Source organism: Bacteroides sp. A1C1 (assembly GCF_004328515.1).
Lineage (GTDB): Bacteria > Bacteroidota > Bacteroidia > Bacteroidales > Bacteroidaceae > Bacteroides > Bacteroides uniformis.
Genome location: NZ_CP036491.1, coordinates 4,402,915 through 4,419,764 on the forward strand (window position 1 = coordinate 4,402,915; position 16,850 = coordinate 4,419,764).

Genomic DNA, 16,850 nt, shown 5'->3' on the forward strand with positions numbered 1-16,850 from the left:
AACAAAATGTTAAACTGGTTGTCGTTTTTATCCGAAAATGACGACCCTCAAAAGTACAAGGGATATGATAGAGAAAGTTAACATAACAGATTCCAATGTAGTTGAGTTAATCAGAGGGAAACTACCCATTGCAACAGAGGTAAAAAAACGGTCTGAAACCTTCCAGGGACATGCGACAAGAAAAGCGGGTATCCATGACATCCTCCATATTGTTGTTTGAGAGAAAGGACACATCTTCTTTCTCCGATGGAATTCTATTTAGTGTACAGTCATACGGAGGAGGACCGGTTGCCCTATATTTCCTTTCAATATATAGGTCTGAAGGGGTAACAGCAGCTCCTTCATACAAATTAAATCTGATAGGCGGTGTTTTGGGAACGGAAAATGCAAGGCCGAAATTCAAGCTCTATAATACCGATACTGGAGCATTCAAGGTATTTCTTGAGCGTAGGGATTACACGCCCGGAGTATATGCGAAACTATTGTCTTCCTACCATCCGACAACATTTGAATTCATATTGGAAGCGGCTGACGAGAGTGAGGTGACTGCTGCGAGCTACATGGAGGAGTCTAAGGTGGGGGAATAATTCCCCCCACTGTAGCATTTATTTCCGTTTCTTGTCTTTGTCGCCATTGACGGATGTTTAGTTTGTGAGAAACAGATTATCCGTTCCGGCCATCTCGGATAAAACGGGTAGGTCTGTTACGTTGATATGTCTGTTAACGATATATATTTCCACTCTGACCAATCATCTTTCCCGTTGACAGTGACACACTTTCTTACAAGGATAAAGTTTTTCCTTGCAGGAAAATCAATATGTATTGTATATTCATTTACATACAAGACTAAGAGCACACCATGCGCGCCATAGAAAGTCCCCGTACCGATTATGGGGTCCCCATGCATATACACACCAGGTTGCTTGAGGTTATCTATAACTTCTTGACTGTTATATATAAAGGAGCCTCTTGCACATAATATGTCACTCAAAAAAGATTCCACCGTTTCTAAAATGCCCTCTCCCTGGGTATTCAGCCCGCGTATCTGAGCAATTATTCCGTTAGGCAAACCTCTCTCCACTTCTGACAACTTAATCTTTTCCATCATACCTTTGTACTTTTGAGGGTCAAAGGATAGGGTAGGAAAATGGATACTCCAAAAGTCTCTTATGTTATGGTATTATTTATTAACGTCCAATCTTTCAAAACCTCTCCATTGCTACGAATGGTTTTAATATATATTTTTGCAGAGTTAGTAATATATAAATGGGCTGTGTATTGAAACCTCTTAGCGCTAATAAAATTCCAGTGCCATATTATTTAAATTATCAGTAGATGAATATACACCAGCACTGATTTTACTATCGTATTCTTCATTTAATATATTCTTACCTTGTTCAAATCCATTAGCTTGCATAAGTCCTTGTTTGCTTCTGTTGCAGCAGGCAGTTTTTCTCTAATTAACTCAACCACATTGGCATCTGTTATATTAACCTTTTCTATCATACCTTTGTACTTTTGAGGGTCATTAGAATACCCTTTTTGGTTAGGCTGTTGAATAAGACTACCTTCACGGCTAAAAATGGTTTACGCATACATTAGGGTTAGCACTGACAAACAAACAGTCGAGAACCAAAGGTTCGAAGTCCAGAAATTTGCAACGGAAAAAGGACTTGTAATAGATAAATGGGTGTCCGAGAAGGTTTCCGGTACCAAAATTGCTAATGATAGGAAATTAGGTCCACTTCTCAAGAGGATGAAGAAAGGCGACACTCTAATCATAACAGAAATCAGCCGATTAGGAAGAAACCTGATGGGTATTATGTCAATGCTTCACCTCTGTATGATTAAGGAAACTTGTGTTCTTACTGTCAAGGAGCGTTACGAATTAGGTAATAACATCAACAGTAAGGTATTGGCATTCGCTTTCGGTTTATCCGCTGAAATTGAACGTGACCTTATCAGTCAGCGAACCAAGGAGGCCCTTGCTTACAGAAAAGCTGCAGGAATACGACTTGGTCGAAAAAAGGGGGATAAAAACACGCATTACAAGCTGACTGGAAAGGAAAATCTTATCCGAACTATGCTCGAATATGGTTATAGTAAAGCCGTTATTTGCCGGAAGTTGAAGTGCAATCCTAAAACATTGGATGAACATTTAAAAAGGATGCAATAAGTAATCGGATTTCAAATATAAATTCCTATATTTGCTTGTAGAAATGTATATAAATACCAAGAGCTTAGTGGCGACTTATGTTGTCATCGAGCTCTTTTTTTATGTCCTTTTTCAAGGTTGTGGAAGCAATTACTTTTGCTGTCACGGAATGTCAGTGGAAAATTGTAATTCAACAACTTGTTTGATTTCGTCTGATGTACATTTGTGCGGTGTCGGACAAAGAAATGGTTATTAGTAGATTATTAAATGAATTGGTGAAATGGATATGAATGATTGGGTTATGTTGATGACCGCCCTCGGTGGCATCGAGGGCATCAAGCAGCTTATCAAGTGGTGGATGTCGCGCAAAACCAATGCACGTATTGAGGACGCTCATGCTGATGTCGAGGAGTTCAAGGCATTACGGGAGTACAACGAGTTCCTGCAGAAGCAACTTTCGGAGAAGGAACAGCGGTTTGTGGAACAGACTGACCGGCTCCGTAAGGTGCAGGATGAACTGTTTACACTGAAGGAGACTAATTCTGACCTGAAACTGGAACTGGCGCTTAAACGGTGTGAGAGAAAGAAATGCGGTGATAGAGAACCGCAAAACGGCTACTGATTCGCGGAAAGGAAGGTGTTTCACAACGGCTTCCTTTCCCCTAATACTACACAACTTAAAGTTTAAACAAAGGCGTTTGCGAATATATTGTATTTTTATGTAAAACCAAAAATCAAGGAGGAAAATAAGAATGGCGAATGTGTATAAATTAGCGCCGTGGATTCTCAAATGGGAAGGCGGTTTTGTAAATGACCCTGACGATTTGGGAGGGGCTACGAATATGGGTGTGACTATCGGCACGTGGAAATCATGCGGCTATGACAAGGACGGTGACGGTGATATAGACGTGGATGACCTGCGTTTGCTTACCCGTGAGGATGTCGTTAACCGGGTGCTCAAGCCGCATTATTGGGACAGATGGAAAGCTGACGATATTAAATCGCAATCAGTTGCTAATATCCTTGTCGATTGGGTGTGGGCATCCGGTGCGCATGGGATAAAGATACCTCAACGCTTGCTTGGTGTTACTGTGGACGGAATAGTAGGTCCTAAGACACTTGCTGCGGTGAATGCCAGGAACCCGCGTGAGTTGTTCGACATGATTAAGCTTGCACGGTTCGACTTCATTGAGGATATATGCAGGAAACGTCCGGCTAACAATAAATTCAAGAGAGGCTGGATGAACCGTATAAATGACATTGCCTATGTTGGCTAAGGTTATGAACTGGGTAAGCCGGCATATATTGCTGGCTCCTTTCATGTGTCTGTTCCTATTGTTATCATGTGGCAGCTCTCATAAAACTGTCAAGTCCGATGCAGAAGTAATCAGAAAGGACAGCACGAGTGAATCGGTCGATATCGTACATGGGGCAAGTACCTCTTTGAGCGAACTCATTACCGCTAATGGTAACTATGTGATTGATTTCCGTATCTATGATACAAGAAAACCGCCCGACAGCCTGACCGGGAAATCTCCGTTATTGGCTGACGGTCATGTAGAAGGTGATTTCAATAAGAAGGAGGATAGACAGACGGTAGTAGCCGATACTACGAGTGTCAAGGCTGATAAAAGAACCATTTCCAATACCCGTGAGGAAAAACGGTCAGAAACTATAAAAGAAAAAAAAGAATCCACCTTGCTTAAACAAATTGGTTTTGCTTGTGTTTGTGTAACCGTTTTGATTGTCGTTATGCTGATAGTAAAACATTGGCGCAACAGACAATCTTCATCATAAGACTTTAAATTTATAAATTGGACTGCTCTGGCTTGCGAAAGTCGGGGCAGTTTTATATGTTTACTGTACAATGCAGTATTTATAAAATATCCTTGTATTTTTTCAAGGCATTGCTCTTCATTTCATTCTCCTCCTTGGTTAGGGCGAACCCCATATACTTGCAGGTATGGTCGTTACGCAGGATACATATACACATACGCTTATAGGTGGGAATTTCTCGGAACTCTTCTATGTCAATGTCATCCAGGTAGTCCATTCGTACTGGTTTCTTGTCTGTCCTATAGTTGGTGCTGTCACCTACCTGGATGGGGATATTGCGGTCTTTCAGCTTCTGTATGACTTCATCACTGAGAACTCCACCCTTTTCCTTCCAAAATTTGATACTGGTTTCCAGCTTGGCCTGGTATCTTCTCCTGGTATGTTCCGGCAGGGTCGAAAGCAGGAATTCTATGAATGACTTCCAGGTATATCCATCCGGCAGACGTATCGCTCTCCTTCCTGCCGCACGGGTATTGCCGTAAAGTCCGGCAAAGCCGACTCCGTTTACACGTCCTATCATCCGTCCCCAAGTATTGGGGTCAATGACTTTATACAAGGCAAGGCTCTCAATGGCCTCACTGATGAATGGACTTGCCACCCGTTGCCGGTCAAGGCTTACCCCGGCTTGGTAGTAGAGGTCGTATAGTTTATTGTAATCCCATCGGAATTTGCCGTTGGCAATCCATATATCCTCCGTTTTCCAGTCGAACAGTGGGTATAGGTTATACACACCCTCACCGATTTTCGTGCTCCATTGGTAATCCTTATATTGCTCTTTCACACCTCGATAGATTGTGCGCCAACGGTTGTAGCTTTCTTGGGTACGTATGCCCACCAGACAGCAGGTACGCCGTGCAGCTTTCCGTTGATGGAGCCAACGGGAAAACTCTGTCTGAAATTCATAGTCCCACATCCTGCGGTTATAGAAAGGGAAATCGTCTACAGTCATTGCGTCCTCCGGCATTTCTCTGACCCATGCTTCCTTTTTTGCTTCGTCCCAGGGACGCCAGTAGTTCTGGTACATGGAGGTACAGGTCGTTACACGGAAAGGCACGCAGACACGGTACACGTCCAGCATGTCCTTGTTTGCCTTCAATACCCGGTCCACATAGTCAATGGTCATACTGTACTGTATCTCATAGTCCATGTGGAACACTCCAATCCTGCGCTTCAGCCGGTTCCTACGCATATAGTCCAGACATAGGTTCAGCAACACTCCGCTATCCTTTCCACCTGAAAAGGAAATGTATATATTGTCGAACTCTTTAAAAATCATGTTCAGTCTTTCCTGGATTAATTCATATACATTCTTTGGGCTCATATGGTGTAAAAAGTTATAAGTAGTGACAAAATTAATGCAAAGCCTCAATATTTCCTATAACTTCGGCTTCTATATCATTTGTAATTGCCTTCAATTATCTATATTTGTGCAGGCTAATTCATAAAAAACATAAATAGTAATTATGGCAGAAGAAAGTAAATATTCCTATGACGAGGAATCCGTCAAGACAATAATCGAATGGGCACAAACAACCCAGTTACCCAAGGAGGTGACATTAAGTGAGGCAGAACATATTTTTGATACCTCCATGTATGTTAATGCGAATATCTGCGATATAAAGCAGCACTATCCGGATGCTTTCTATAATCCGGCCATTGATAGATTGTATCGGTTGAAGGAAGTAATAGAAGGGGCGGTTGAATAAGCTGCCTTTATATTCATAGGCAACAATTCATATCTATTGTGTGTGACATGTCCCGGCTTTCGTCGGGATTTTTTTTCATTTGGGCTCTTTCTTTTATAAAATTCTCTCAAATCACGTAGGGAATTTCAGAAAAGCAGTTGTCTTTATAGCAGTTGAATATATTTTTTTAATTTTGGTATCAGCCATAATATTTAGACTGAAATGAAAAAAATTGCTTTTATCTTCTGTTTATGTCTGTCGGTCATTCACCTTTTTGCCAGTGAACGAGAGGAAGATTTTAGAACTAATAAAAATGTTTTGTCTCTATCCGGTTCTCTATTTGTATATGGCTCTGATCCTGCTTTAGGGCTTGAGGTATCATATATCCGTTACATTGGGAAATATATTGGCGTTATGACCGGTCTTGCTTTTCAAAACTGGATGGACAATGATTATAAGCCTAATATAGAGGTGAGTGACAGCAAAGGCCAGAAGTATACACGCTATGATGACGGTAAACTACTGCGGGGGAACTGGTTGATAGGTCCCAGTTTTAGGACTCCTTCAGTGGGCTTGGGGCGTGAAAGGGATTATCTGCTTTTTCTTCAATGTGAGCCGGCATTGATTCTAACATTACCCAACGAGGCTTTTTCATATGCACATTATACTGAAGAAGGTAGAAAGATAAAGGGAGAGTTTAGGTCAGTTCGCAATAAGGGAGGAGATGTTGCCTTTTGGCGTGTTAAAAGCGCCCTTTCTTTAGGAATTGACCAATTGGCTTTTTCCTTGGGCTATACGATTTCCAATCAGGACCCTTATTCAGGTCGAAGAAATGTATGTTTCGACGGACACAAGATTAGTCCTTCACGACGTACATATAAATTTCTTCACGAATTTTCAGTATCTCTCAGCTATAGTTTTTGAATACTAACACAAAGAAGAGGCTGCTGAATAAGCTGCTCCTCTTTCAGTAAAAATCCCCGTAGCGGCTCAACTACGGGGATGGTGTCAAATAACAGAGTATCAATATGAGATACTAAGTGAGCCTATTCCATTACAGATAAATCATCGTCAACTTCATACTGATTGCAGCCAAAAGCCGCACACATTAAAATAAAACGTTCTTTTATACCTAATCCAGTATATCTGTCTACAGCTCCGCTGCCTTTTGCATGAAGTCCTGCTGCGTATTTATCTATCTGAACTTTATTCATTAAATCTACATGAGTTTTACGGGCAAGTTTACTGCTTGCAATCTCATATATGGATTTGTACTCATTTGTTCCCAATGCCGCACTAAACATTGCCACTTTCCGGCTAATCTCACAGTATTCAAGTAGTTTTTTTATTTGATAATTGTACCCGGTTTCACCATTGCCATCAGGATAATAGGGTAACAAAGCATTGCTTGGTAGCCTACCTTTATACTTCATAATAATATCATAAGCAATACGAATGATGGGAGTTTTTATCTCAGTGCGTATAAGTCCATCCTTGTGCGTTTTTTGAGGTAAATAATGAATGTAAGGTATTCCTTCTTCAATGCTGATATTATCAAAAGTGAATCGTCTGAAATCACCTATACGGCAACCGAAACAACATTGAACAACGAATACATCTTTTACTCGCTGCAATGTTTCGGGACATTCTTTGTGGATAACTTCATTGAATTCTGTTTTGGTGAGAAAGAAAGGCTCGTCATATTGTTGCTTCATAATGGACTCTTTTTCTTTTCCTATCTTCCGGAAAGGAGATACGGGAATAACATCATTACTTTCAAGCTCCACCATAAATGCTTGTAATAATAATAGTTTCTCAGCAATTGTATTCTGGCTTCTTTCCTTTGATGGTATATTCCGCTTATTCATTTCTGCGTACAGTTCTGGAAATTTTTCAACCAGAGTGTATTCTCTGCGTAGAAAATCACGAAAATTTAGAATATGTTCCTTATTGAATTCATTGACCGGCAACCCGTCAATGCCATTGATAATGAGGAATCGAGTCAGTTCCCTTATCACTACATCGTAATGTTTCTTTCTGCCGGGACCTATTACACCTGCATTTAGCCATCCGTCAACATAGCGTTGGAACATACTACACATGGATTCCTCTTCACTGCTGATGTTATATTTTTCAGGATGTAAGTGCTGGTCTATTAAGATTTCCAGTTTTTCACTGGTTAATTCTTTGTTGCTCCCATAAATGGATAAAATTAGATTCTTCCGTTCTTCAATAGATGTGTTAAATGATGTTCTTATGTCTAACTTTATAATACTTTTAGCCTTATATTTTTCAGTCTTGGCATCCCAAAGAGTAGGAGAGACCATAATATCTGATTTGTGGAATAACTGCACATTGCGTCCATCAGATAATCGAAATCTGACATTTACTTCTTTATCTCTCTTCCCTGTTCTTATAAATGCTTTTACTGTAGTCATATATTCTCTGTTATATCGGTTGTGCAAATATACATAAATTGCACAACTCAGTTCAAATATTGCACAACATAATGCAATGGCATGCAATATAATATTTTTATATTACTCTGATTTTTAATGTAATGTTATATGTATTGGTTTTATAGTATTTTATATTCCGAATCGCAACGGAATCACAACGAAAAACCGCAAATAGCTAATAAAAAGCTTTTGCGGTTTTCTTGTTTTAGAATTAGAAAATGTCCGCATAGGTTGTAATGGGAAACAAATTGGAGTATTTGGTTTACATTGCAGGCAAGATTTATTTGCGATACCTGGAGAAAAAATTATCAATCCAACGGACTAGATATACTATAATAACTCCGGCTATGACCATACTGATAATACGTACCAACATAATTTATAGAATTAAAGATTTGTTTTTATAGAATAATAATGTGCAAAGATAATTGATTGGTGGAGAAACAAAAACTCTGGAAAGGATATAAAGATAGGAGTTAACGCATATTTTCACGGATATAATCCTCTATTGTAAAATCACTCTTATATCTAGATATTTCCGGATTCTTCTCTACAGTCGTAATGCAACGTTTTTCTTTACCAAGTACCAACCGGTTTAGGAAGCTCAGGATGTCACGACGATTATCCTTCATAGGAGAATAGGATAGGGAATGTCCTATACCTTCCGCTATATAGAAATAGTATGCTGTCTCTTTTTCTTTCAGTTGCATACAGATAAAGTTTGAGCCCCATAGCCCCATTTCCTCTTCTATTACTGCCTTAGTAAAAGGAACCGTGCTGTCGGCATCACCATAGAACAACATAAGAGGACAAGGGGACATTATCCATTTTGGAATACCATTGGCACAGATTGCTCCAGAAAAGGAAATGACCCCTGCATAATTGAAATTGGCAGGTAATCTGTCCGCAAAGGCCGTTTGATTGCAAATCTCATACTCTGCTTGAAGGGCAGTTATCGCACCTGCACTTGAACCGCAAGCTATAATTTGTGCAGGATTTATTTGCCATTCTACACTATGCTCAATTATATGATTTGTAGCATCACCAAAATCTTCTACAGCACAAGTGATTGCTTGTTGCAGGGCAGAAGAGAATCCTTGCAAGTCCGAATACTCCGATTTATCTATATCCTTTAATTGGGTGCGGTAATCTGTTGATACTACCACATAACCGGCTCGTGCAAAAAAATGAACCCAATTATATACTTTAGGTAACTATATACCACTTTGCACTAAACATTAATTAAAAATATTAACAATATGTGCATCAGACATTTAAACTGATGCACAATGTGTTTTTAAAATAGAATTAATTACTAATAGTTGATTTTATTGGTAATAATGAATAATAAATCTCTTTACTATTCTTATCTATAATATAAATATTTGAACAAATACCTTGGATAACCAATGTTCTAATATTGAATATAGCAGCTTGACGAGAATTCCACTTACCATTATAATATTTGAATTCTATTACTAAAGCCATATTATCCCTATTTGTTTCAATAGGAAAGGCTTGGCTTTCTGTCATAGGTAATTTTAAAGTATTGTAATAATAATATCTATCTGAATGCTTACGCTCTTTCCAATATTGTTTAACAGAAGAAGGACATTTGAAAACAAGTTGTTCAATATTCATATACCCTTGAATGGGATAAAAATCATCCCAATCCATTTGATAGGAAAGGTCAAAGGTTTTTGTTTCTAAATTATATTCTTTTCCGTAACCTGCGTATCTAAAAGGAAATACATAATACATACTTGAATTCATTATATCTTTCTTTTTCGCATTCAATTTATTTAAAAGGTCTTTTCCCTCTGGAGTTGTCTTAAACATTTTACGTTTTAATTCAGTATCATAATCTCTCAAATCATAATATTCACAAATATCTAAATTATAAATATCAAATAAATTATCTATACGCATTCCTTCCAATTTTCCCTTAAGTTTTATACCATCATAATTTTTCTCTAAAATAGAAGACAATGAATCTAATTTTAGAGTTTTCCCAGTTTGAGATGCTATCTCAATTATTGGTAAAACGACAAACAAAATCAATAATACAAACTTTTTCATAACTATTCGTATTTCTGCCTTCACGTGACCTATAAAGGCTGTACCTAAAAGGAAGTGGGTCACAGTCCACAACTTCGTAAGGTATCGCCAGAAACCTATGCACACGCAGACAAGCAACCCACTTGGTACAGTGAGGGCTTGTGCCTTGTGTGCGTGTTAAAACTGGCGATTTTAACGAAGTAAGGCACTCCCGAATATTTTCTCTAAAACATTTGTTCTATAGAACATTTGCAAATATAGTGATATTTGCTACATTTGCAATGTCAAACAAATAAGAAAATATTATGGAAATTTCAGAAAACACTAAAAATCCTTATTCAGGTGGAGAATGGGTATACTTGGAATCTGACAAATCTGTTATGGTTAAAATCTCAATCTCAAATCCTAATGGCATGTTAGAATATTACCTTAAAGACAATCCCCATAGACAATTTATACATTATTCAAAAGTTAAACCTATTACAGACTATAATCTAATCAGTGAATTAGAAAAGAATTATAGTGGAGAAACTGGGTTGTTAGGATAAATTATAAGTTCGTTCTTATCATAAGAACAGTCCTCCGGCGGAAAATAAATTGGATGAATCACATAAATCGATAATTCTTCGTTCACTCCGTTATTCTGCTCGCTATATGCAAGTAAGACTTCGGGTGCGTCAAAAGGTTTGTCAAGTTCCTTTGAAATTTTATGAAGGTTTGCAAGCAATTTACCGACCTCATAACCGTTTATCATTTTCTTTTTTAAATCCACTCTCATAAATAATTGATTTTAAATAGTTTATGAAAAATAAATGCAAACATGAATGGGTAAAAACATCCTCCGGCTATACATGCCAAAAATGTTCAGCCATTATCTTAACTAAAGATGTTATACCCGTATTAGGAGTAATATTAGATAGTTCAGAAGAACTTCAAGAAGAAACAGACAAAGAAGAGAATCAATCCAAATAAAGGTCTTTTTCCTTAACAGACTGCTCTAATTCCAAGTCTTTTTCTGTAGGGTGAAGAATCCTTTGTACTAATATTTGTGCATTGTCCGGCTTTTCTCCAATTCCTACAAGTCTTTTATAAAGCATTTCATCAGACCAAGAATTTTGCCTAAAAATATCTCTTACCTCAGAAGGTGTAAGTAAATTCTTTTCTTTCTTCTTCTTTCTTATATCCTTCTTCTTGTAATTATATCGCATTGCAAAACTCATAAAGTTTTCAAATTCTTCTCCTATCGTCATTTCCTTTTTACTCATGCTGTCAATTTCTTATATGTAATACGGTAATTCATATTACAAAGTAACAAATTAAATCTTGAATTCTCGCTGATTTTTCGTGTATTATAGCGGAACACAAATTCATTAACATATCTTTGAAGATGCTTAGAACTCATATAGTGGTATATTCCTACATATCCTCTTTTTAATAAAGTCCAAAAACCCTCAATGGTATTAGTGTTGATTCTTCCGTACCCATATTGTTTCTTGCTGTGGTCTATGGAATAGTGATAATACATTTTGTCTATCTCATTATATCCGTACCATTCATCAGTGTACAATATAGCGTTTCTATCAACAAACTCCAATATTTTAGGAGTAAGTTCCTCTTTGGACGTGTTTTTGATAACTATCCCGATAACCTTTCCTTTTCTTTCTACCATTCCAAGAACCGGGGTCTTATCCTTGAATGAACGTCCCTGGCAAGCCTTAACTTTCTTGTCGTTGTGTCTATTCTTGTTCTTTCCTCCGACAAAGGTTTCATCGGCTTCTACTTCATTATGCAATTTCCCTTGATTTTCACATGCCAAACATATTCTTATCCGTTGTAACACATACCAGGCTGTTTTCTGAGTAACTTTAATGTCTCTCGCCAACTGTAAAGATGATATTCCTTTCTTGTTTGAAAGAACCATCCATACAGCCATAAACCATTTTCGCAATGACATTTTCGTATTCTCAAAAATGGTTCCCGTTTTTACATTAAACCTTCTCCCGGTGTCCTTACATAAATATGTATTATTTCCACATACATACACTTTAGAGCCAGGGCTAAAAGGAGATTCCACCTTTTCACCCCATCGCACTTTCTTTAAATATTCGATACAAGACTGTTCAGTAGGAAATGCTTCTAACAGTTCAAACAATGAATTAAACGAATTGAATCCTATCATAATATATTCCTCCTTTTACATCTAAATATACGAATATTTTTTCACAAATCCAACTAAAATAGTATATTTTTCTTATAAATATTCTGTTTTACCAGATTTAATCAACCAAAAATAATCATCACCACCAAATTTAAAATTTTTTACAGAACGTCCTCGTAGCTTTTCTTCAAAAGATTGTGGGTTTAATTCCGACGGTAAAATAGGCAGGTTAACCGATATATCTGTAATATCAATCGCATTGTAAGCTTCATTAAAAGGGTTGTCCCTTGTCTTTGTTGAAAACCCACTTACTACATAAGCTTTAAATTCGCCTAAAAACTTCATCGCTAAAACTTGCTTATGGGTCTTTTCTACTATTACCCATAAATTTTTGATACTTTCCTCGTTCATTTCCATAACTTTCTATTTTTATTGAATTTAATATTTAGTGCAAAGTGGTATATAGTTACCATACTTTAATGTACTAATTTTAATTCTATCTATTTATATCTTATTTCAATAAGGGAAATCTTTTGGGTTTCCCTATTTTTTATGCCCATTTTCAAGTGAATCAAAGAATTTTGTTAAAGAATCCTAAGTAGATAACACTTGAGATTGGATTTGGGTATAATTCGCCAAAGTAGTTTTCATGGTAGTAAAAACCAAGTGTTCCAAGTATCGTACTGGAAGCACTTGGTTAATGTTTAAATGAGCAATATTAATTTGTCTTAAATAAAGGTCAAATGCCCAAGTTGAATTGAGGTATTTGACCATAAAGATAAATGTTTCATAATAATTGTTATATCAACCTTGATTTGTAAGGGCACTCTGATATATAATTTTGATAGTTCATAAAAGGACTATCAAAAAGTATATGAGAAATAAAACTATACTAATTATTAAACTATTAGAGATAGTCCTATTAGAGATAGTCCTAATAGTTTTAGGAATGTTCCATGAAATACTTGAAATATTGGAACATCTTAATGCCCTGTAATATACAGGAGATATGTAACAAGAACCCGACTCTGCAAAATCGGGTTTATTTTTTATGTAACATTTTATCTTTAAATATGTATATGATAATTATACTCAATTGTTTTATTTAAGTGCCTAATTTTTAGATACTTATTTTTATATGTTATGATTTTTTATTATATTTATATAATAAAAATAACATGTCAATTGGAAACAGAAATAATCAATATTGTAGAAATAATAAAGAAGAATAAACAAATGCGAGAAGTAAAGTCATTTATTGATTTGATGAAATCCTTTTATGGTGAAAAATCATGTAGAGAATTTCTTGAAGATATTAAATGGCATGGAGAACCGATTTGCCCACACTGTAATTGTCAAACGAAAGAGCATTATAAGTTAAAGTCTAATGGAGAATTTAAAGGACTATATAAATGTAAACGATGTAAGAAAAGATTTACGGTTACTATTGGTACTATGTTTGAAGGTAGTCATGTATCATTAAAGAAATGGTTCTATGCATTGTATATATTCTTAGTCCATAAGAAAGGAATAAGTAGCATACAATTATCTAAAGATATAGATGTAACACAGAAAACAGCTTGGTTTATGTTGGAACGGATAAGACATTATTTGAAAGACAAGCTTGTAGTTCAATTTAATGATATGACACAAGTTGATTAAACCTATGTAGGTGGTAAGAATAAAGGTAGAGTAAAGAATGCACAAGGAAGAAGCCTTAAAGTTAAGACTCCCGTAGTAGGTCTATTATCTAATGGAATGGCATATACAGCCGTTGTTCCAAATACTGGTGGAAAGGTTTTGAAAACGATAATCAATACTTTAGTCAAGGAAGGTTCTACCGTTATAACAGATGGATGGAAAGGTTATACTGGAATATCGAAAAATTATATTCATAAAGTAGTTGAACATAGTACTGGCGAATATGTAAAAGACGGATTCCATACCAATAGTATTGAGGGATTTTGGTCACACTTGAAACGTGGAATATTAGGAATATATCATAAGGTAAGTCCAAAGCATTTGGATAAATACTGTGATGAATTTGCATTTAGATATAATACGAGAGGACTAACAGATGTTCAAAGATTTATTTATTTTACGATGTCAGCCTATAAAAGATTAAAGTATCAAAGTTTGATTTACCCATAAGAATGGGTAAATTTGAATTGAAAATAGAAAAAGAGCAGTTCACGAAGTAGCATTTTTGCTAAATAGTTCCTATATTTGCATTGTCCCAAGTGGACAGACATAGTTTAGGAAGCGTTTAGCTTATTCCTTGTTAATGAATCTGGACAATTCACCTGCACTGAGGAATATGAAAGAATGCTCCCTTTGGTTTGCATATATAGCACTGATGTGTTGATATACAGCCAAAGGCGTGAGCTGTTTTCATTTTTCGGTGCAGAGGTAGTCCAGAACCCATTGACGGAATTTGATAACAGTCTTGCGCCTTCCCTATTTTAGAAAATGCTTTCTTTGAGACTGGGGGAGCGCAAAGTGATTGTGTATGAGAACAGTCTTCTGCAATGATTGTCATTTGTCGGATGATATTCCAAAATTAGTTGCTGATGAATTGTTGGGTATTCAGCAATTAGATATGTTAAAGGCTCGTTATAAGCAAATGAGAAAGTGCTATGACTTCTCGTATGCAGAATGGCAAAAAGAGTTTTCCGATGATTTGAAGCCTTTTAATGGATATACAGATACTACCTCTGTTTGTATTCCCATTTTGAATCCATTGTTTAGAAAAGATTTTGCGGATAAAGGTGCAATAGGTTTGGATTTGCCGACTTGGTTTAATGTTCAAGTCGATAATGTCCGAATTATGCTTATTGCGCAAGACCCGTTACGTGATGCAAAATGGTATGAAGAATGCCATGATGCAATAGTGTCAAGTCCATTTGGGTTACATGATGCAACCCATAGGAAAAGTGGAAGTGGAGGTAAAATGGCCGACTTGTTGATTAATGGTCTGATTAAGAAAAGGTTTGCAATATACTTGACTGATGCGAATAAGTATTTTGTACATGATAGAGAAATGTCTAAGACTTTTGCTGAAAATAGATTAAAGACATATACTGATATATTGCAAAAAGAATTAGACTTAGTGAGACCAAATCTTTGTGTTTGTTTAGGTAAGAAAGCGAAAGAAGTTTTGGATAAATGTATGGTAAATGTCAAATCAATAATGTTGCCGCATTTGTCGGGAACTGCACGAGGTGCAATAGTCAAAAGGTTTCCAATATTAGAAGACATTAAAGCAACAGCCGAAAATGTTGCAAATGTATATGTAGATGAAATTGTTGAATCATTAAAATAGTAGAATTATGGGTTGTATAACATTCGTATTGTTAGTATTGAATATCATTGCATTAGTTGCAATAGATATTATGTTTTGGGCTGAAAGTGCAGCTTCGGGACTTGCTGGAGTATTTGGTATTATAGCATTCTTTATAGGATATGCTTTGAGTGTGGAAGTAACGATTGCTTCAAGAGATTTTTGGGTAAATTCTGCATTTGGCATCTTTATAAAGAAACTTGGTGTAGCCAATATGACAGCTTTTGCAGTGTGGTTTATCGGAAATTTGATAATTGGGTAGAAACATTAAAATGAGAAGATATGAACAATAATGAAAATTCAGTTTTAGAGTATTTGAAAGCAAACAATGAAGTACTGTTTGATAAAATCGTGAATGCTTTGCGTAAAGGAAAGCAAGTTAATTTTACGGATATTAATCAAAGTGATATTATCATTTTGAGTCCGCAGAAAGCATTTGAATATGCGGGAGAAGAAGGCGATAAGTATTTTAAAGTTTGGATGGTAGGGAGTACTATTGCTTGGTGTACTTGGGCTAATTCAATGGTTGATAGCGATTTCCGTTGGAATGCTAAGGCGAGAAATGAAAACAAAAGAGATAATAAGGACATTTTGGGTAATGAGCCTTATATTTCTGCCTATTTGAAGTCTAATTCTGCCATTGAACAATGTTCAGTAGTTTATATGTTCCCGTTTGAAGCCTTTTCCAAAAAGAAAGTAGAAGTTGTGAAGAAGGTGGAAGAAAAAGAAAGTAAAACAGAAAAGTCTGTAAAAAAGACGACAAGTGAACCAAATAGTAAAAAGGTTGAAGATATTATTGATAGCCTTTCATGGCTAACTGAATGTATTTCTAAGAAATTTGCACCAAGTCCCACAATGCCCGGATTTGGTATGATTACAAGAGCTTGGGATAAGCAGCAACTTATTGGGGAACGTGCTGAATTTGATACTAAATTGATGAGGTTGAAATGTTTGGATGAGCATAATAAGATGATACCGTATTTTGAGAAGAAAGCACAAGAGTGGGATGAGAAAAAAGCTGGAGTGTTTGAAAAGATAGCGAAAGTGTTAAAAAAATAATAAGTAGTATAACAGTAAAAGCCAACCAACTTATAATTAAGTGGTTGGCTTTTGATTTTAGAAAACATCCATAAAGATGGATTGTTTTCTGGTGGTCTTT

22 protein-coding genes and 1 pseudogene are annotated in these 16,850 nt (G+C 36.4%); 13 read left to right on the forward strand and 10 right to left on the reverse strand.

The window, feature by feature from the left end; all coding sequences use genetic code 11:
* The first annotated feature begins 170 nt into the window (after window positions 1-170).
* Window positions 171-587, forward strand: a complete 417-nt coding sequence (locus EYA81_RS18600; RefSeq protein WP_131226338.1) for a hypothetical protein — start codon at window positions 171-173, stop codon at window positions 585-587.
* Window positions 588-703: 116 nt separating this feature from the next.
* On the opposite strand, the gene EYA81_RS18605 is transcribed toward EYA81_RS18600, so the two are convergent.
* On the reverse strand, window positions 704-1,108 hold the full coding sequence (locus EYA81_RS18605) for a hypothetical protein (protein ID WP_117974780.1): 405 nt from the start codon (window positions 1,106-1,108) through the stop codon (window positions 704-706).
* 269 nt (window positions 1,109-1,377) lie between these two features.
* Complete coding sequence (locus EYA81_RS19840) at window positions 1,378-1,506, reverse strand: hypothetical protein (protein ID WP_255425187.1); 129 nt, start codon at window positions 1,504-1,506, stop codon at window positions 1,378-1,380.
* A gap of 76 nt (window positions 1,507-1,582) precedes the next feature.
* Here EYA81_RS19840 and EYA81_RS18610 point away from each other — a divergent pair, with 76 nt between their 5' ends.
* The 4 genes from EYA81_RS18610 to EYA81_RS19370 all read left to right on the forward strand — a co-directional run bounded on the left by EYA81_RS18610 (window position 1,583) and on the right by EYA81_RS19370 (window position 3,952).
* On the forward strand, window positions 1,583-2,176 hold the full coding sequence (locus tag EYA81_RS18610) for a master DNA invertase Mpi family serine-type recombinase (RefSeq protein ID WP_117974782.1): 594 nt from the start codon (window positions 1,583-1,585) through the stop codon (window positions 2,174-2,176).
* A gap of 259 nt (window positions 2,177-2,435) precedes the next feature.
* The gene (locus tag EYA81_RS18615) at window positions 2,436-2,777 is read left to right on the forward strand and encodes a hypothetical protein (protein WP_118936747.1); all 342 of its coding nucleotides are present in this window, start codon (window positions 2,436-2,438) and stop codon (window positions 2,775-2,777) included.
* Window positions 2,778-2,907: 130 nt separating this feature from the next.
* Window positions 2,908-3,432: a glycoside hydrolase family 108 protein gene (locus EYA81_RS18620; RefSeq protein WP_117974786.1), complete on the forward strand. Its 525-nt coding sequence runs from the start codon at window positions 2,908-2,910 to the stop codon at window positions 3,430-3,432.
* Window positions 3,422-3,952, forward strand: a complete 531-nt coding sequence (locus EYA81_RS19370; RefSeq protein WP_171030430.1) for a hypothetical protein — start codon at window positions 3,422-3,424, stop codon at window positions 3,950-3,952. The genes EYA81_RS18620 and EYA81_RS19370 overlap by 11 nt, the downstream gene beginning before the upstream one ends.
* A 79-nt stretch (window positions 3,953-4,031) precedes the next feature.
* Here the strand turns inward: EYA81_RS19370 and EYA81_RS18635 are convergent, their stop codons facing one another.
* Window positions 4,032-5,312: a DUF3440 domain-containing protein gene (locus EYA81_RS18635; protein ID WP_131226340.1), complete on the reverse strand. Its 1,281-nt coding sequence runs from the start codon at window positions 5,310-5,312 to the stop codon at window positions 4,032-4,034.
* Window positions 5,313-5,454: 142 nt separating this feature from the next.
* Here EYA81_RS18635 and EYA81_RS18640 point away from each other — a divergent pair, with 142 nt between their 5' ends.
* Together EYA81_RS18640 and EYA81_RS18645 are read left to right on the forward strand one after the other, a co-directional pair.
* The gene (locus EYA81_RS18640; RefSeq protein ID WP_131226343.1) at window positions 5,455-5,697 is read left to right on the forward strand and encodes a hypothetical protein; all 243 of its coding nucleotides are present in this window, start codon (window positions 5,455-5,457) and stop codon (window positions 5,695-5,697) included.
* Window positions 5,698-5,898: 201 nt separating this feature from the next.
* Window positions 5,899-6,600: a hypothetical protein gene (locus tag EYA81_RS18645; protein ID WP_131226349.1), complete on the forward strand. Its 702-nt coding sequence runs from the start codon at window positions 5,899-5,901 to the stop codon at window positions 6,598-6,600.
* Window positions 6,601-6,722: 122 nt separating this feature from the next.
* Here the strand turns inward: EYA81_RS18645 and EYA81_RS18650 are convergent, their stop codons facing one another.
* From EYA81_RS18650 to EYA81_RS18660, 3 genes are all read right to left on the reverse strand, one after another.
* Window positions 6,723-8,114, reverse strand: a complete 1,392-nt coding sequence (locus EYA81_RS18650; RefSeq protein WP_131226351.1) for an integrase — start codon at window positions 8,112-8,114, stop codon at window positions 6,723-6,725.
* Window positions 8,115-8,611: 497 nt separating this feature from the next.
* Window positions 8,612-9,301: an alpha/beta hydrolase gene (locus EYA81_RS18655; RefSeq protein WP_226791165.1), complete on the reverse strand. Its 690-nt coding sequence runs from the start codon at window positions 9,299-9,301 to the stop codon at window positions 8,612-8,614.
* Window positions 9,302-9,443: 142 nt separating this feature from the next.
* Complete coding sequence (locus EYA81_RS18660) at window positions 9,444-10,214, reverse strand: hypothetical protein (protein ID WP_131225891.1); 771 nt, start codon at window positions 10,212-10,214, stop codon at window positions 9,444-9,446.
* A gap of 284 nt (window positions 10,215-10,498) precedes the next feature.
* On the opposite strand from EYA81_RS18660, the gene EYA81_RS18665 reads away from it, so the two are divergent.
* Window positions 10,499-10,741 carry a hypothetical protein gene (locus EYA81_RS18665; protein ID WP_131225889.1) on the forward strand — a complete coding sequence of 81 codons (243 nt, stop codon included), beginning with the start codon at window positions 10,499-10,501 and terminating at the stop codon, window positions 10,739-10,741.
* Here EYA81_RS18665 and EYA81_RS18670 read toward each other — a convergent pair.
* Complete coding sequence (locus EYA81_RS18670; RefSeq protein ID WP_131225887.1) at window positions 10,711-10,971, reverse strand: hypothetical protein; 261 nt, start codon at window positions 10,969-10,971, stop codon at window positions 10,711-10,713. The genes EYA81_RS18665 and EYA81_RS18670 overlap by 31 nt on opposite strands.
* A gap of 23 nt (window positions 10,972-10,994) precedes the next feature.
* Here EYA81_RS18670 and EYA81_RS19310 point away from each other — a divergent pair, with 23 nt between their 5' ends.
* Window positions 10,995-11,165 (forward strand): hypothetical protein, encoded by a 171-nt coding sequence (locus EYA81_RS19310; RefSeq protein WP_165491390.1) that lies wholly within the window; start codon window positions 10,995-10,997, stop codon window positions 11,163-11,165.
* Here the strand turns inward: EYA81_RS19310 and EYA81_RS18675 are convergent.
* From EYA81_RS18675 to EYA81_RS18685, 3 genes are all read right to left on the reverse strand, one after another.
* Window positions 11,153-11,458 carry a hypothetical protein gene (locus tag EYA81_RS18675; RefSeq protein ID WP_131225885.1) on the reverse strand — a complete coding sequence of 102 codons (306 nt, stop codon included), beginning with the start codon at window positions 11,456-11,458 and terminating at the stop codon, window positions 11,153-11,155. The two genes, EYA81_RS19310 and EYA81_RS18675, sit on opposite strands and share 13 nt — an antisense overlap.
* Entirely contained in the window at window positions 11,455-12,372 is a 918-nt protein-coding gene (locus EYA81_RS18680) for an IS1595-like element ISBun1 family transposase (protein ID WP_131225884.1), read from the reverse strand. Before EYA81_RS18680 ends, EYA81_RS18675 begins: the two co-directional genes overlap by 4 nt.
* 72 nt (window positions 12,373-12,444) lie before the next feature.
* Window positions 12,445-12,768 carry a hypothetical protein gene (locus tag EYA81_RS18685; protein WP_005825891.1) on the reverse strand — a complete coding sequence of 108 codons (324 nt, stop codon included), beginning with the start codon at window positions 12,766-12,768 and terminating at the stop codon, window positions 12,445-12,447.
* Between the two features lie 768 nt (window positions 12,769-13,536).
* Between EYA81_RS18685 and EYA81_RS18690 the strand changes: the two are divergent.
* From EYA81_RS18690 to EYA81_RS18705, 4 genes and pseudogenes are all read left to right on the forward strand, one after another.
* Window positions 13,537-14,502, forward strand: a pseudogene (locus tag EYA81_RS18690) (IS1595 family transposase).
* Window positions 14,503-14,860: 358 nt separating this feature from the next.
* Window positions 14,861-15,673, forward strand: coding sequence for a uracil-DNA glycosylase family protein (locus tag EYA81_RS18695; protein ID WP_131226353.1), 813 nt, complete (start codon window positions 14,861-14,863; stop codon window positions 15,671-15,673).
* 7 nt (window positions 15,674-15,680) lie between these two features.
* Window positions 15,681-15,953 (forward strand): hypothetical protein, encoded by a 273-nt coding sequence (locus EYA81_RS18700; RefSeq protein ID WP_131226355.1) that lies wholly within the window; start codon window positions 15,681-15,683, stop codon window positions 15,951-15,953.
* Between the two features lie 20 nt (window positions 15,954-15,973).
* Window positions 15,974-16,750, forward strand: a complete 777-nt coding sequence (locus tag EYA81_RS18705; RefSeq protein WP_131226357.1) for a hypothetical protein — start codon at window positions 15,974-15,976, stop codon at window positions 16,748-16,750.
* Window positions 16,751-16,850: the final 100 nt, after the last annotated feature.

Excerpts from the sequence above, each read along its gene's own strand:
- EYA81_RS18620 (WP_117974786.1), top strand. The coding sequence starts at position 2,908 with ATGGCGAATGTGTATAAATTAGCGCCGTGGATTCTCAAATGGGAAGGC.
- EYA81_RS18675 (WP_131225885.1), bottom strand. The coding sequence starts at position 11,458 with ATGAGTAAAAAGGAAATGACGATAGGAGAAGAATTTGAAAACTTTATG.
- EYA81_RS18610 (WP_117974782.1), top strand. The coding sequence starts at position 1,583 with ATGGTTTACGCATACATTAGGGTTAGCACTGACAAACAAACAGTCGAG.
- EYA81_RS18600 (WP_131226338.1), top strand. The coding sequence starts at position 171 with ATGCGACAAGAAAAGCGGGTATCCATGACATCCTCCATATTGTTGTTT.
- EYA81_RS18605 (WP_117974780.1), bottom strand. The coding sequence starts at position 1,108 with ATGATGGAAAAGATTAAGTTGTCAGAAGTGGAGAGAGGTTTGCCTAAC.
- EYA81_RS18680 (WP_131225884.1), bottom strand. The coding sequence starts at position 12,372 with ATGATAGGATTCAATTCGTTTAATTCATTGTTTGAACTGTTAGAAGCA.
- EYA81_RS18640 (WP_131226343.1), top strand. The coding sequence starts at position 5,455 with ATGGCAGAAGAAAGTAAATATTCCTATGACGAGGAATCCGTCAAGACA.
- EYA81_RS19370 (WP_171030430.1), top strand. The coding sequence starts at position 3,422 with ATGTTGGCTAAGGTTATGAACTGGGTAAGCCGGCATATATTGCTGGCT.
- EYA81_RS18700 (WP_131226355.1), top strand. The coding sequence starts at position 15,681 with ATGGGTTGTATAACATTCGTATTGTTAGTATTGAATATCATTGCATTA.
- EYA81_RS18660 (WP_131225891.1), bottom strand. The coding sequence starts at position 10,214 with ATGAAAAAGTTTGTATTATTGATTTTGTTTGTCGTTTTACCAATAATT.
- EYA81_RS18665 (WP_131225889.1), top strand. The coding sequence starts at position 10,499 with ATGGAAATTTCAGAAAACACTAAAAATCCTTATTCAGGTGGAGAATGG.
- EYA81_RS18695 (WP_131226353.1), top strand. The coding sequence starts at position 14,861 with ATGAGAACAGTCTTCTGCAATGATTGTCATTTGTCGGATGATATTCCA.
- EYA81_RS18615 (WP_118936747.1), top strand. The coding sequence starts at position 2,436 with ATGGATATGAATGATTGGGTTATGTTGATGACCGCCCTCGGTGGCATC.
- EYA81_RS18635 (WP_131226340.1), bottom strand. The coding sequence starts at position 5,312 with ATGAGCCCAAAGAATGTATATGAATTAATCCAGGAAAGACTGAACATG.
- EYA81_RS18650 (WP_131226351.1), bottom strand. The coding sequence starts at position 8,114 with ATGACTACAGTAAAAGCATTTATAAGAACAGGGAAGAGAGATAAAGAA.
- EYA81_RS18685 (WP_005825891.1), bottom strand. The coding sequence starts at position 12,768 with ATGGAAATGAACGAGGAAAGTATCAAAAATTTATGGGTAATAGTAGAA.
- EYA81_RS19840 (WP_255425187.1), bottom strand. The coding sequence starts at position 1,506 with ATGATAGAAAAGGTTAATATAACAGATGCCAATGTGGTTGAGTTAATT.
- EYA81_RS18705 (WP_131226357.1), top strand. The coding sequence starts at position 15,974 with ATGAACAATAATGAAAATTCAGTTTTAGAGTATTTGAAAGCAAACAAT.
- EYA81_RS18645 (WP_131226349.1), top strand. The coding sequence starts at position 5,899 with ATGAAAAAAATTGCTTTTATCTTCTGTTTATGTCTGTCGGTCATTCAC.
- EYA81_RS18670 (WP_131225887.1), bottom strand. The coding sequence starts at position 10,971 with ATGAGAGTGGATTTAAAAAAGAAAATGATAAACGGTTATGAGGTCGGT.
- EYA81_RS19310 (WP_165491390.1), top strand. The coding sequence starts at position 10,995 with ATGAAAAATAAATGCAAACATGAATGGGTAAAAACATCCTCCGGCTAT.